Source organism: Haloarcula quadrata, assembly GCF_003634715.1.
In the GTDB taxonomy this organism is placed as follows: domain Archaea; phylum Halobacteriota; class Halobacteria; order Halobacteriales; family Haloarculaceae; genus Haloarcula; species Haloarcula marismortui.
Genome location: NZ_RBWW01000001.1, coordinates 1,383,777 through 1,396,368, shown reverse-complemented (window position 1 = coordinate 1,396,368; position 12,592 = coordinate 1,383,777). Strand labels below are relative to the sequence as shown.

The window sequence follows — 12,592 nt, the reverse complement described above, 5'->3', positions numbered from 1 at the left end:
AATGAGTGAACACGACCCTCTTGAGAACGACGAGAACGACGCCATCAGTGACGATTCTGACGCGGAACAGGAACTCTACGAGACGACCGCCCCCACGACCAGCCGCCGCGACTTCCTCCGGCTCGCCGGCGCGACCGCCGGGGCTGCCGCGACCGGAGCGGGCGCCCAGCACTTCGGCGCCGGCCCCGTGCAGGAGGCCGAGGCCATCGCGCCCGCAGTTATCGCCGGCGTGGTTGTCGGTGGCAGCGTGGCGACCGGCTGGATGCTCCGCGAGATGACCGCGGACAAGGCGGACGCTCCCCCCGAGGGGCTGACGGCTTCGGCGTTCAAGGATCAAGCCTACCAGACCGTCCGGACGAGGAAGAGTACGAACAAGTCCACCTTCGTGGACAACCGCAACATCGTCGAGAGCGGTGTCGAACACGCCGCGTACGCAGACGCCAAGATTGCGGCTATCGAGGCCATTAACAACGAGAAGCAGAAGTCCGAGGTTGAGACGGCAGCGACGAACGCCGTTGACAAGTACGCGACAACGGTTAAGAAGAACCTGTTGAAGAGTTGGAACGAGACGCTGGCCGAACTCGAGACCGCCGCCAATACGGCCAGTTCCCACCCGGACATTACCCCAGTTAATGTACTCGTTTACAACGACAAGGACTGGGGGGGTAGTGAATATCCGGATCAGCGTTCGCCAGCGGGATACACGCCGTTTACCGAGGTAGACCACACTATGCCCGATGGAACGACGTTTGCAGTGAAGAAGCTGCAAACGACCGCTGATGCGGGTTACACGCCGATGAACTTCGATTCTGGTACGTGGTCTAACGGCAATCTACAGTCACTGAGCGTTGACGCGACTGATTCCAACGGGAACACGGTTACGTATCTCAAGGACACGGATTGGACGAGTATCTGGAACACGATCGACACCGCGTTCACGAACGCCCGGAACGGCATCATCACGTGGGTCGACAACGTCTACGACCAAGTGCAGGCAGGCGAACTCGACACCTCGGAGCTCCTGACCCCGCGGGAACTCGCCGAGATGACCGCCTCCGAGAAGGACTCGTTCAATCAGGCGGTCGCGGACTTGATGGCGTTGAACATCAGCACTGACCTCGACCGCGAGGCAGAGATCCACATCCCCAAGTCGAACGTCACGCTGTACGGGACGCTGGCCTCGACCAAGGATCAGACCTTCGAGGCTGGCTCCACCATCGACCCCACGGCGGACTCGGCGAGCTACTACATCACCTACGACGTCTCCAAGTCCAGCGGGACGTGGGAGGCGTACGACTCGCAGGCCGGCGTCGACGGAGGTGTGGTGACGTTCACCGACGAGCCGCCGCAAGGCCACGAGTTCACCATCAAGACGACCGCCGGCGAGACGGCCACCGTCCTCGCCAAGGACTTCTCGAAGGTGGACGGCAAGCAGCAGTGGACGGTCGACATCAGCGAGCAGCTGGAGACCGCCATCACGGACATCGACTCCATCGAGTTCGGGGCTGCCGTCGACGAGACCAAGTTCGAGACCATCCAGCTCGACAGCCCGTTCGAGATCGTGACCTTCACCGACACTGAGACCGGTGAGACGAAGAACACGGCGACGACGGAGTCCTCGGAGGCGCAGAACGACACGAACTACATCAGCGAGAGCGAGTGGAAGAAGATGCAGGAGCGGTACGAGGAGCTCATCGAGAAGATAGAGGAGCAGAAGAACGGTGGTGGCGGGATCGTCGGCAGTCTGTTCGGCGACTCGGGCGTTCCGGCGTGGGCCCCGGGCGGACTGATCGCCGCGCTCGTCGCGTGGTACGCCCTCGACGACGACCGCTGACCCCCGTTCTTGCGTGCCGTTCTTCTTTCGTGATGGCGTGTTGACAAGTAGATGCCACTGCTGTGGATCCTCGACAAGGCCCTCGGTCTTGTCACCGACTTCATCAAGCCCCTGCTGACGATTCTCGTTGCAGTCTACGCTGCGGACTACTACGGTGTCATCGACGTGGGCGCGTTCATCAACCAGCTCATCAACCAGTTCCTCTCCAGTCTCGACCCGACCCAGCTCCTCACTGTGGCTGGGGTGGTACTATGACCCGGATGTGGGTGGGGGTCGCTGCCCTCCTCGCAGTGGCCGTGGCCGTCCTCGCGGGCGTCGCGCCGGCGGCGGTCGCGCAAGAGAACCCCACTCCGGGCAACGAGACGGCCACGTCCGACGGAGAGACGGTCGAGGACGAAGAGGCGGGAGAGGAAGACCCCGTGCTGGAACTCCAGCAGACGGACAACGCGCACATCGACACCATCGAACGATACGACGGGTATGCGATAGTCACGATCGACGCTAAGGAGCCGATTACCGTCACGTACCCGACGCAGACGCGTGACGAGATCGGCCCCAACGAGGAACGCGAGATCATCGCGGAGAAAGAGACGATCCCCGAGGGCGAGACGGAGATCCGCGTCGCACTGACCGGCGGGAGCGTGTTCTTCGGCGTTGACGGCGCCACCGTTCAGGTGTCCGGCGACAAGTCCGTCGACACCGAGGTCGTGACCACGCTCTCCCCGACACCCGCGCTCGTGACTGGAGCGGCAGCCGCCGCGCTTGCGATGGGTTACGTCGCGTACCGACAGCGAACCAAGGAACTCGAAGAACCCGTCCGGGCCCACGAGGTCTGGCGGCGAAAGTAACGATGACGGACGAACGAGACACTCAGAACGGTAATCTGGTACGGGTCAAGCAAGCAGTCACTAGCAACAGCGCGGTCGTGGCCGTGATGGTCGGTCTACTGACGATGGGCGTGATGTCCGGTCGGTTGGACGTGCCCGCGTGGGCCATTGACGTGATGCGCGGTGGAGCGGTCGCCGGCGCAATTGGGTACATCGCCGGTGGCAAGCTCGCCGACCTCCTCTCCGAACCACCGGAGACGGTCGAAGTCGTCGAGGTGGACGCGGAGCGCGACTACGCCCAGACGTGGTTCGTCCCGCCTGAGTGGTGGAACGATCGCGTTGAGGAGGACGGATCCCCGTGGTTCCGCGAGGGTTCCGGGAACTGGGGCGTCCGCGAAATGGACTACGACCCGGACGAGGAGTGCGTCATCGTCGAGGAGGGCGCGCTCGAAGCGGAACTCAACGACGACGAGCTGGCCACGTGGCGGTCGGCGGTCTACGAGTGTCGCGGTCGGCTTCGGACGTGGGCTCATCGCGGACGCGTGTTGCGGCAACGGCTCAATGCGGTCGTGGAGGCTGTCGAGAGTCGGTACTGGGACACGATGGCCAACGACGAACTCGACCGGAAGGCCGCGCATCCGGACGTGGTTCACGACGAACTCGACCGGGAACTCGGCGACATCCGCGAGCAGACCCAGCCGATGTCGGATGACGACGTGCTGGAGCAGACCGTCCGGGAGATCGTCCGCGACCACGGCGACGTGGACGCCGACGAGTTCGACCGGCTGGACGAACCGGACTTCGACCTTGACGAGCCCCAGCGCGGGCGTGATGGCGAATGACGGGGAGTAGCGACTACTCCGGGTACAGCTTCTCGGAACTCCGGGAACAGCTGGAGAACGCCGAACTGCCCGCACTGAGGGAGGCTGGACTGCTCGACGAGGACACGATCCGCCATCTTGAGTCGTTCCGGCAGCACTACGAACCCGAGAGTCGGCCGCACTACGAGACCGGCGAACCGGCGTGGTTCTACTACAACACGGAGTACTACGTTGAGGTGGTTCGCCGAGAGGTCGGTCGGAACCTTCGGCGTGCCGTCAAGAACGGCAACATCGCGGTTGTGGAACACGCGACGGGGCTCGCCGGCGGTGGTGGGAGTGCGATGGACTTCGTCGACTACGAGCATCTCGGTCAGCTCATCGAACGCCCCAGCCTCCTGCTCCTGCTGTTCGGCGACACGGGTTCGGGGAAGACGATGACCGGCGTTCGGCTCGCCGAACTGTGGAAGCTCCGCGTCGGCGGCACGATCCTGACCAACGTCCGTTCCCTCGCGGAGGCGAACAACGGTGTGGAGTACGTCGAGGCTTATCCGGATCTGCTCCACTACTGCGTGGAAAACCCGCAGGAACGGAAGCTCCTCGTCGCCGACGAGCTGTCGAGCCTGATGTCGGGGTACGCGGCCGACCGCGCGAAGGTCGAGGAGCTGATGCGGCCCCTCGTGCGGAAGATGCGCAAGAAGCCGTTCCGGCTGTCCGTCATCGGGATCGGTCACCGCCCCGGGGACATTCACCCGACGATGCGGAACGGCGAACTCGCGTATCCGGCCTTCAAGCGCGACAAGAAGACGATGGAGGTGTACGAGTCGCTGGCGAGCGACGAGACGGGAGAGGACGAGATCTGCACGGTGACGGGGATCGACCTCCCGGACTACACCGTGGACACGAACGACTCCGGGAACTGGGGCTGGGGCACGGAGGACGAGGTTCTCGACGCCGCCCACGAGCTTCGAGACGCCGGGTACGGCGATATGCTGGAGATGATCCGGCAGTTGGAAGACGACGACGGTGGAGACGGTAGCGAGGACGACGAGGAGGACGGACTTCCGCGTCGGAAGTGCCGGGGTCACAACCGCCACGGCGAGGGATGCGGCCAGCGCACGAGGCACGTCAGCGGGTACTGCGAGGCCCATCGAGACGAGTGGGATGGTGACCCCGACCCACGGCTCGACGACGACTGACGCCACGTGCGCGCCGCACGCGTGCTGGCACGGGCGCGTTTACGTCGGGGGGTTTCCCCCTCCCCCGGATCCTTGATACGATAAATGTGTTCCCGTGGTCAAACAGCCTGTTCTCGCCCGCGGCTTATCCTATTGCGTGTCTGACACTCGTGTGTAGATGATCGGAAGCATCGCACAACTCGGCATTCCCGGCGGCGTCGAGCTGCTGGTAGTGCTGCTGATCGCCGTGCTGCTGTTCGGCGCGAACAAGCTGCCCAAACTGGCCAGAAGCGCAGGTCGTTCCATCAACGAGTTCAAAGCCGGCGCACAGGAGTCGAAGCAGGCGTTGCAGGAGAGCGCGGATCTCGATGACGACGAGGACGTGGAGACGGCAGACTAACGACTATTTCCTCTTTCTCAACGACGAGCAACGACGAAGAGCGAAAGCAAGAGGGGTGTCGCCCCCACGTTGGTGGGGAACAGCAAACCCGTGACGCAGACCGCATCCGCGCGACAGCGACTGACTGACGGACGATGCGCGACCGCCCCTGACACACATCGAGGGCGGCACTCGTTTCTTGTCGACTGATTGCTATAAGTCCCTCGCGGTCACGGGTTAGCATTTATACGCGAGGACGGACGTCGGTAACAGCGAGATGGAAGACGAGAAACTCCTGATGGCGCGACTGGCGACGTTCTCCGACGGCGCAAGCAGTTGGGTCGAACGGGCACGAGAACAGGACTTCGACGAGGACGCCATCGAACACGTCGAAGAAGCAAAGGAACACGTCCGCGGGGCGCTCGAGATCCTCGACGAGAAGTAGCCTACGCCTCCCACTGGAGGCCGTCGGCCATCCCCCGGAGCGACGAGATCGGCCAGAGCTTGTCGGCGGACAGCACGTAGTTCTCCTCGTCCCACGTCTCCTCACGGCCCTCTCTGACCAGCCGGTCGCGCGTCGTCAGCGGGGCCTCGGTCTCATCAGGGCGGCGGAGGCCAGTCCGCTCGCCGACGCCCTCGAAGGGCGTTTCGACCGTTGAGAGGTGGGAGTCAGCCGTCGGGGTCGTAGTCCTCCCACGTCGGCGGCTGAGGCTTCTTCAGCTCGGCGCCACCACCGTCGGTCGCCAACCGTTCCTCGGTGTCGTCGGGAACGACGCGGGGCGCCACGTCGTCGCGGACGGTCGCGGGATCCTCGTCGGGCGTCCACGAGTCGGTCACGCGACCGAGGTACCGAACCTCGACGCGGCTGTCCACGCGGTCGTCGTGTTCCTCGATGATGCGGACGTCGGCGCCACTGTCGGGGACGCGGAGCGTGTGCGTCGTGTACTTGGGCGGGGCGTCGGGCCCCACGCGGCGAGTCGTGCGCGTGCTGTGGTCGAGGCCGTGGAGGGCGGCCACGCGGCGGGCGGTCGCCTCGGCGTCCGCGCCGGCGGCGAGGTCGCGGTGGGCGACGAGGGCGGCGGTGTGCGCCCGCCCGGCGGGCTCCTCGTGGAACACGGTCTCGGGCTCCGGCTCCACGAGCGGGTCGAACTCGTTGGCGAAGATCTCGGCGATGCGCCGGCTCGCGGCGGCGCTGATGGCCGCGCGGTTGTTCCGGCCGGCGGCGCGCCAGAGGGCCGTCGCCGCGTCCGGGTCGTCGAGGTCGTGGAGTTCGAGCGTCTCGTAGACCTCGCGCACGTCCCCGTCGCCGACGGAGCGCAGGTCGGGGCGTGGCGGGATGTTGGCCCCGTACGTCCGCTCGAGTTCGTCGCGTCCGTCCACTTCCTCGGCGATGCCGTGAACGGCGTCGGCGCTGACCTCGATGGTCTCCTCGTCCTCGGTGTCGTTCTCAACGGTCTCGTCAGCGTCGTGGCCGTAGGAAAGCCCGGTGACGATGATGCGGGAGGTCGACTTGCCGTCGGCGGTACGGCCGTCGGCGGCCCACACCCACGACACCATCGCATCGTGGTCGAGAGCGTCGATCAGGGCGAGGCCGGCGTCCGTGTACGAGTAGTCGGGGATCTCGTCACAGCGGTAGCCGGCGGCGGGAGAGTACTCTCGGAGGGTGTCGTTGGCAACCAGCTTGATGCCGTCTTCGTGGTCGCGGATCTCGATGCTGGCGTCGATGTCGTCGAGTGCGGCGGCAACGGTGGTTCGGAGGGTCTCTGCGTCAGTGTTGGAGTCGTTCTCCATTTGCACTCGATGTTTGGAGATGGGGGTTAATAAGACTTGTCGGGGAACCGGTACATCGTCAAGTCAGGGACACACCCACCAAAACCCAAAGTACCAATATACCACCCCAATACGCGTGTACACACCCGTTCGGGCGAGTGGACTAAGTACCGGAACAACGTACCAGATAACGTAGAGGTGAGCCGAAACAAGGACACCCGAGACGAAGTGATCGACGTTCTGCGCGAGGGTCGCGTGAACCCGAAGTACCTGAAGGAGCAGACGAGTATCGACTCCAAACAGAACGCCCAGTACCACCTCCGCCAACTGCGCGCGGAAGACCGCGTTCGCAAGCTCACGCGCGGTCTGTACGAACTGGTCGGCGACGACGCCGGTGATGACCGATGAGTGACGACGAGGAAGAGGTTGAATCAGCTACCGTCGGCTGGCTGGCTACCGAGAAGACCACGACGAACGGTCGTCGCGTCGCTACGGCGCTCGTTGCCGGCGCGTTGGGCACGATCAACGGCATCACCAGCATCCCCGACCGCGCCCTCGACGTGCCCGTTGATGAACATATCGTCAGTGGTGGCAAGACGATCTACACGGCGGTGTACTACCCGATCGACCCACTGACACTATACAGCATCATCGCGATGATCGCCGCGGCCCTCGTGCTGTGGCACGTGTTCGACACCGACGATGCCGCCGACGAGGCGGGTGATGACCGATGACGGAGCCAGCGGAACGTGCCCGGTTCATCGCCGTCTTAGCCGGCTTCCCGGTCGTGATCGGTCTCCTCGGTGGCCACATCCACTCGAGTGGACTCTACACGGTGTTCGCGTTCCTCGCCACCGGCGCCTACCTCTTTGCAGTGAACTACGAGATTGCCCGCCTCGGGGGTGATGCGCGATGAGCCTGCTCGGTCGTCTCGCGTACCACGCCGGCCAACTTGCCGCCTACGTGGTCACGATCGAGGTTGAGGAACAGGACGGTGAGACTCACATCGTCCACCGAGTCAAGAGCCCGCGAGAGATCGTCACCGGACTCATCGACCGCGTTCGTGCGGGTGATGCGCGATGACGCGCGAGACCCCGCTCGCCCCCAGCGAGTTCGCCGAGGCCGTCCGTGACTACGCCTCCAACGTCGAAGACGAGACCTACCTGCGGCGCTGCTATGCGGGCCAGCTCGTCGCCGTTGGGCGGAGTGCGCGGGAGCCGCTGTCGCCCGTCGAGTTCTCCAGCGCGCTGGTCGCGCACGCCGGCGTCGAACTGGACGACGTTGGCCGCGAGCGCGTCGAGTACGCCTACCTTCGCCAGCTCGAGATCGCGCGAGACCGCGCGGGTGATGGTCGTGAGTGAGCGCCTCATCCCTGACGAGTGCCCCGAGTGCGGGCGAGACTTTGACGACGAGTACGAGGTCGAGGTCTACCACGTCGAGAACCCCGCCCAGAGCGGCTACCACAACCCCGTGATACGACGGACACTAGACGCGCTCGGCCACGAAGCGGGTGATATGCACTACCCGACGTGTCCAGACTGCGAACCACCCACGAAGCCTCCCGCGCCGGATGGCGGGTCACATCACTGTCACCTCGCCAACAGCGCACTCGGAGCGTTCGTTCTGGGAGCGATGGCCAACGCCGCGCCAGCGACGATGACCAGCTCTGAAATCGGTTTTGCGGCGCTTGCTTCGGTCGCTCTCGCCGCGGTGGCGGTCGGTGAGTACCTGCAGATCGCCCGCATCCACGAGCGGGAGAAGCCGGCGTGGGAGCGCAAGTGGGACGTCGAACCCGTGCTGGCCGACGACGAGGACGCGGATCCCGTCGAGGATGCCCGGGAAGCCTTCCTCGCCGGCGAGATCGACGAGGCGGAACTCGAAGAACGACTGGACGAGGAACTCGCCGACATCGAACGCGACCGCGAACTGCTGACGGAACGATGAACGACCGAACTCTCCTTTCCATCGCCGCCGGCGTCGGCTTCGCCTCGCTCTGGGACTTCCTCGCGTGGAGCGCGCCCCTTGCGATGGCCGCGATGCAGATCCTCGGCGGAGTTCTGCCGTACGCGGTCGCGGCCCCGACCGGCTCGATGCAGCCGACCGTCGACGGTGGAGACCGCCTCTTGCACGACGCCGGTGTCGGCGACGTGTCCAAAGGAGACGTGATCGTCTACACCGACGGAGAGACGGACTACGCCCACCGCGCGATGTTCCACGTCGAAGCCGGCGAGAACTGGTACGACAGAGCCGACCCGGATGCGGTGGGGGACGCGTCCGGCTGCGAGGAGCTGGGGAACTGTCCCGCGCCCCGAGACGGCTGGGTGACGAAGGGCGACGCGAACCCCGAGTACGACCAAGCCGCCGACCGCCACGGCATCGTCGCCGACGAGGACATCGAGGGACGCGTCGTGTTCGTCGCCGATGACGAGGACTGGCCGTTCACAGCAGTAGCAGCGTGAGCAGCCCGCCCGCGCCGGCCTTTTTCTGCCAACCCCGACACCAGTAGTACTGCTTATGCCCTCTATCAAGACGGAGTGCGGCAGTTGCGGCGAACGCGTGTCGTTCGTCTCCAGCGAGGACGTCGACTTCCTCTCCTGCCCCGAGTGTGGCCGGGAACACTGCGTGACGCCGAACGGAGCCAGCCCCGTCGGCGAGATCCCCGACGAGAAGCAGGAGCGACTGGACAGGCTCCGGGAGTTCGAGGAGGAGGTGTTGGGGTGATGCCGGTCGTCTCGGCCACCTGTCCGCGACGGGAGCGAGTCGGGCGCATCACGTTCACGGCGGTGGATCCCGACGGCGAGTTGCGGACGTGTCCCGACTGCTCCTGCGAAGTCGCCGTGGATCCCGTCGCCGACGAGGTCTTGCACGTCGAGGCGGAGTAGACCCCCTCGAGTTCCGATGAAAAACGGGGAGAAACGGTGGGGTCAGTCGGCCTTGCGGACGATCGCCTGCCACTCGACGGCCCGGGGCTCCACGAGGGAGACGGCGTCGTCGGGGACGGGCGGGCGTGCCCACGAGATCGGCTCGATGGCGACGTCGGCGAGCGCCTCGCGGCGCGCCTCGTAGAACTCGCGTTCGAGGTCGCCGACGACGTCCGGCTTGTTCATCGGGTCGTGGATGACCATCGGGTCGAGTTCGCGGACGGCCTCTTCCGGCCAGTGCGCGAGGACGCGCTGGTGGGCGCGGATGAGCTTCTTGTCAGCCAGTTCTCGGCTGTCGCTGTCGTGGGTGTCGTGTCCCACGTGTACGTGTAGGGCAGGATTCCGGAAAAGCGCACTGTCTCGGGGGTCTACGGGGTATATTGGTACTTGGGGTTGGTGGGTGTGTGAACCCTTCAGACGGGGTTCGGATTCTACATACAGAAAACGAAGTTGAGTCTCGCGCGGCGAGTGCCGAATCGCTGAGGCTGCCGATTCCGGGCAGCTCATTTGTGGGAGCAGTGATTATGAACTCTCGCTGATGAACTCCGAAGTTCAGTCCGAGCAGTACTGGGTGAAGCCCGAGCAGGTTGACGAGATGAAGATGGCCGTCTACGAAGCCAGCCCCGACTACCTCCAAGCACGCGACAAGATGATCGTCCGCGCCGGCTACCAGTGGGGCCTCCGCGGGAAGGAGATCGCCGGCCTCGACGTGGAGATGTTCGACCTCGACGACAACGCGCTCCGCCTTCCCACGCGCATCCAGAAGGACTACCCGACCGGTCGAAGCCCGCCACCGGCCACGATCGACCTCACGAACGACGACGTGAGCGCAGTCCGCGACTACCTCCGGGAACGGTGGAAGGACTCCGAGGCACTGTTCCCGACGAGGAGCAGCGACCGAATCAGCACGCGCTCTATTGAGAACGTGATCGAGAAGCTCGCCGTGGAGGCAGAGATCCGGCCCTACACCACCGACGGGCGCGGAGAACCCGAGGACGTGACGCCTCACACGCTTCGTCACAGCGTGGCCTACCGGATGGTCGAGCGCGAGGGCGAGTCCCTCGACGCCGTGCAACGCCGCTTGCGGCACGCGACGATTCTCACGACGCAGCGCGAGTACAGCCACTTCGACCGAATCTGACCCCCACCCGCGTCCGGGTGTGACTTTTCCGCCGGCGTCGCCGGATCTCGAGTAGTGACGTGCGACTGGCCTGACTGCGACCGTGACCACGAGTACCGCGAGTGGCCCACCGACATCCGACGCGTGCCGCCTAACCTGTACTGCGCCGATCACGCCGCGACTTCACTCGACACCACCGAACGCGTCCCGCACGGAGACTGACCCCTACTCCGACTGCGGGCCGGGCCCGAAAATCCGCCGCTTGTCGTGCGGCATATCGTCGTCGGCCACTTCCATCACCCGCAACTCTTCGTTGACTGTATCCACCATCACCGCCTGCTGGTGACGATCCAGTCCCACGCCCAAAGTGAACACCCACCCATCATCATCCACGGGAGCGTACTCCATCACGTGGGTATGGACGCCCCAGAGATCCTCACCGAGTTCAATCTCGCTGACGCGGGTGGCGTCCTCGTCGTAGTCGGTCTCGAACGGTAGATCTTCGTACTGCTCGCCGTGACGCACGACCTCCACCGTTCCGCCGTCGTGTTCGCCGCCAACCCATTCAGGGGTACGCGTGTCGATGTTGATCTCCATCGCGCCGTCGTACAGCGTCAGCTCAATCACGTCACCAGTGTCCTTGTCTCCGAACCGCTCGATGCGGTCTATCTCGATCATCTGCGTGGTGTAATGGGCACGTCCATCATTTAGACGCAGCGTCTCGACCCCCTCCGCCGGGTGTGACTTTTACCATTCAAACCCCGATCCTCGAGTGTTGCCGGCGTGCCCGGTTCGAATCCGGGACTCGGCCAGCACGCACTGGTCGGGGTTGTTGCCCCGCGAAGTCGTCAAGATGAACACGTTCCCCGGAAGGGGCGCGGGGCTGTGGCCTACGGGCGGGTGGCCCGCGCCGGCAACAGCGAGACGGTAGCTCAGTCCGGCAGAACGGCTGGGGAACCCCCATCCTACGTCACCGCGAGGTGTGATAGGCTCTGAAGGGAGTACCAGCGAACACGACGCGGGTTCGATTCCCGCCCGTCTCACTCTGTGGAACCGAAGTACGAGTGCCAGCACTGCGGCCGCCGCTCCCGCGACGACGCCGAATACTGCCCCGACTGCGGGTACGCGGCCGTCGAGGAGTCCTCGCCGACGTGCGACCTCTGCCTGACCGAGATGGAGTTCGTTGAGGCCGCCGGGCCGTGGAGCGACGACCTCTACAAGTACCGCTGCCAGTCGTGTGCCCGCGACTGGCTCGTGCCGCTCGACGTGGCCGACTGACCCCTACTCCTCGTCATCGCCGTCGCGCGGCTCCTCGCCGAGCATCTCGATCGCGTCCTCCTCGCGGTCGCGCCACAGTCGCAGCGCCTCCTCAGCGTCCTCAATCCCATCGAGCGCGACGGCAGCGTGCCGCGCGGCCTCAATCTCGTCGTCGCCCTCGCCCGCCGCGCCGAGGATCTCCTCCATCGCGTCGCGTAGCACGTCGGCGGCTTCTGCGGCCTCACGCCGTCGATTCTGGTTCTCGTCGGTCATCATTAGGAGCTTGTCACGGATGCGGATACATCGTACGCGAAAGAGGGATGGTTCCCCCTGATCCACGGCGGAGAACTCCACCTAAGCCCACCGGGCCTTCTCGGCCCGTCTCTACCATCTTCTTCCAGATACGTAAAACCACCGTAGAGGCCGAGAAAACGCCCTTAGCAAGCCATACAGGAAAACACATACACGGTGGGAGAACCAACACGCGT

Annotated in this window: 22 protein-coding genes and 1 tRNA gene; 19 read left to right on the top strand and 4 right to left on the bottom strand. The window is 64.8% G+C overall.

What is annotated here, in order from left to right:
* Position 1 precedes the first annotated feature (1 nt).
* The 7 genes from BDK61_RS07225 to BDK61_RS23320 all read left to right on the top strand — a co-directional run bounded on the left by BDK61_RS07225 (position 2) and on the right by BDK61_RS23320 (position 5,481).
* Complete coding sequence (locus BDK61_RS07225; protein WP_121302874.1) at positions 2 to 1,834, top strand: twin-arginine translocation signal domain-containing protein; 1,833 nt, start codon at positions 2 to 4, stop codon at positions 1,832 to 1,834.
* Between the two features lie 51 nt (positions 1,835 to 1,885).
* Positions 1,886 to 2,089, top strand: coding sequence for a hypothetical protein (locus tag BDK61_RS07220; protein ID WP_121302873.1), 204 nt, complete (start codon positions 1,886 to 1,888; stop codon positions 2,087 to 2,089).
* The gene (locus BDK61_RS07215; RefSeq protein WP_121302872.1) at positions 2,086 to 2,682 is read left to right on the top strand and encodes a hypothetical protein; all 597 of its coding nucleotides are present in this window, start codon (positions 2,086 to 2,088) and stop codon (positions 2,680 to 2,682) included. Before BDK61_RS07220 ends, BDK61_RS07215 begins: the two co-directional genes overlap by 4 nt.
* Positions 2,683 to 2,684: 2 nt before the next feature.
* Entirely contained in the window at positions 2,685 to 3,503 is an 819-nt protein-coding gene (locus BDK61_RS07210) for a hypothetical protein (RefSeq protein ID WP_121302871.1), read from the top strand.
* Complete coding sequence (locus tag BDK61_RS07205; protein ID WP_121302870.1) at positions 3,500 to 4,678, top strand: ATP-binding protein; 1,179 nt, start codon at positions 3,500 to 3,502, stop codon at positions 4,676 to 4,678. The genes BDK61_RS07210 and BDK61_RS07205 overlap by 4 nt, the downstream gene beginning before the upstream one ends.
* A gap of 157 nt (positions 4,679 to 4,835) precedes the next feature.
* On the top strand, positions 4,836 to 5,057 hold the full coding sequence (locus BDK61_RS07200) for a Sec-independent protein translocase subunit TatA/TatB (protein WP_121302869.1): 222 nt from the start codon (positions 4,836 to 4,838) through the stop codon (positions 5,055 to 5,057).
* 256 nt (positions 5,058 to 5,313) lie between these two features.
* On the top strand, positions 5,314 to 5,481 hold the full coding sequence (locus BDK61_RS23320; protein WP_167467364.1) for a hypothetical protein: 168 nt from the start codon (positions 5,314 to 5,316) through the stop codon (positions 5,479 to 5,481).
* Positions 5,482 to 5,705: 224 nt separating this feature from the next.
* Here the strand turns inward: BDK61_RS23320 and BDK61_RS07195 are convergent, their stop codons facing one another.
* Positions 5,706 to 6,827: a hypothetical protein gene (locus BDK61_RS07195; protein WP_121302868.1), complete on the bottom strand. Its 1,122-nt coding sequence runs from the start codon at positions 6,825 to 6,827 to the stop codon at positions 5,706 to 5,708.
* A gap of 177 nt (positions 6,828 to 7,004) precedes the next feature.
* On the opposite strand from BDK61_RS07195, the gene BDK61_RS07190 reads away from it, so the two are divergent.
* The 9 genes from BDK61_RS07190 to BDK61_RS23310 are packed head-to-tail and all read left to right on the top strand — an operon-like array spanning position 7,005 to position 9,688.
* Positions 7,005 to 7,214 (top strand): MarR family transcriptional regulator, encoded by a 210-nt coding sequence (locus tag BDK61_RS07190; RefSeq protein WP_121302867.1) that lies wholly within the window; start codon positions 7,005 to 7,007, stop codon positions 7,212 to 7,214.
* A complete protein-coding gene (locus BDK61_RS07185; protein ID WP_121302866.1) occupies positions 7,211 to 7,540 on the top strand; it encodes a hypothetical protein in 330 nt (109 codons plus the stop codon). Before BDK61_RS07190 ends, BDK61_RS07185 begins: the two co-directional genes overlap by 4 nt.
* Positions 7,537 to 7,722 carry a hypothetical protein gene (locus BDK61_RS07180; protein ID WP_121302865.1) on the top strand — a complete coding sequence of 62 codons (186 nt, stop codon included), beginning with the start codon at positions 7,537 to 7,539 and terminating at the stop codon, positions 7,720 to 7,722. Before BDK61_RS07185 ends, BDK61_RS07180 begins: the two co-directional genes overlap by 4 nt.
* Entirely contained in the window at positions 7,719 to 7,889 is a 171-nt protein-coding gene (locus BDK61_RS23315) for a hypothetical protein (protein WP_167467363.1), read from the top strand. The genes BDK61_RS07180 and BDK61_RS23315 overlap by 4 nt, the downstream gene beginning before the upstream one ends.
* Positions 7,886 to 8,167 carry a hypothetical protein gene (locus BDK61_RS07175; RefSeq protein ID WP_121302864.1) on the top strand — a complete coding sequence of 94 codons (282 nt, stop codon included), beginning with the start codon at positions 7,886 to 7,888 and terminating at the stop codon, positions 8,165 to 8,167. The genes BDK61_RS23315 and BDK61_RS07175 overlap by 4 nt, the downstream gene beginning before the upstream one ends.
* Positions 8,154 to 8,750, top strand: a complete 597-nt coding sequence (locus BDK61_RS07170; RefSeq protein ID WP_121302863.1) for a hypothetical protein — start codon at positions 8,154 to 8,156, stop codon at positions 8,748 to 8,750. The genes BDK61_RS07175 and BDK61_RS07170 overlap by 14 nt, the downstream gene beginning before the upstream one ends.
* The gene (locus tag BDK61_RS07165; protein ID WP_121302862.1) at positions 8,747 to 9,265 is read left to right on the top strand and encodes a S26 family signal peptidase; all 519 of its coding nucleotides are present in this window, start codon (positions 8,747 to 8,749) and stop codon (positions 9,263 to 9,265) included. Before BDK61_RS07170 ends, BDK61_RS07165 begins: the two co-directional genes overlap by 4 nt.
* 55 nt (positions 9,266 to 9,320) lie before the next feature.
* Complete coding sequence (locus BDK61_RS07160; protein WP_121302861.1) at positions 9,321 to 9,527, top strand: hypothetical protein; 207 nt, start codon at positions 9,321 to 9,323, stop codon at positions 9,525 to 9,527.
* Positions 9,527 to 9,688, top strand: coding sequence for a hypothetical protein (locus tag BDK61_RS23310; RefSeq protein WP_167467362.1), 162 nt, complete (start codon positions 9,527 to 9,529; stop codon positions 9,686 to 9,688). The genes BDK61_RS07160 and BDK61_RS23310 overlap by 1 nt, the downstream gene beginning before the upstream one ends.
* A 42-nt stretch (positions 9,689 to 9,730) precedes the next feature.
* Here the strand turns inward: BDK61_RS23310 and BDK61_RS07155 are convergent, their stop codons facing one another.
* On the bottom strand, positions 9,731 to 10,048 hold the full coding sequence (locus BDK61_RS07155) for a hypothetical protein (protein WP_121302860.1): 318 nt from the start codon (positions 10,046 to 10,048) through the stop codon (positions 9,731 to 9,733).
* 217 nt (positions 10,049 to 10,265) lie between these two features.
* Here BDK61_RS07155 and BDK61_RS07150 point away from each other — a divergent pair, with 217 nt between their 5' ends.
* A complete protein-coding gene (locus BDK61_RS07150; protein WP_121302859.1) occupies positions 10,266 to 10,868 on the top strand; it encodes a site-specific integrase in 603 nt (200 codons plus the stop codon).
* A 204-nt stretch (positions 10,869 to 11,072) separates the two neighbouring features.
* On the opposite strand, the gene BDK61_RS07145 is transcribed toward BDK61_RS07150, so the two are convergent.
* The gene (locus tag BDK61_RS07145) at positions 11,073 to 11,525 is read right to left on the bottom strand and encodes a hypothetical protein (protein ID WP_121302858.1); all 453 of its coding nucleotides are present in this window, start codon (positions 11,523 to 11,525) and stop codon (positions 11,073 to 11,075) included.
* 243 nt (positions 11,526 to 11,768) lie between these two features.
* On the opposite strand from BDK61_RS07145, the gene BDK61_RS23000 reads away from it, so the two are divergent.
* Positions 11,769 to 11,890 (top strand) — tRNA-OTHER (locus tag BDK61_RS23000).
* A 4-nt stretch (positions 11,891 to 11,894) separates the two neighbouring features.
* The gene (locus BDK61_RS07135; protein ID WP_121302857.1) at positions 11,895 to 12,125 is read left to right on the top strand and encodes a zinc-ribbon domain-containing protein; all 231 of its coding nucleotides are present in this window, start codon (positions 11,895 to 11,897) and stop codon (positions 12,123 to 12,125) included.
* 3 nt (positions 12,126 to 12,128) lie between these two features.
* On the opposite strand, the gene BDK61_RS07130 is transcribed toward BDK61_RS07135, so the two are convergent.
* Positions 12,129 to 12,443: a hypothetical protein gene (locus BDK61_RS07130; RefSeq protein ID WP_167467361.1), complete on the bottom strand. Its 315-nt coding sequence runs from the start codon at positions 12,441 to 12,443 to the stop codon at positions 12,129 to 12,131.
* Between the last annotated feature and the right edge of the window lie 149 nt (positions 12,444 to 12,592).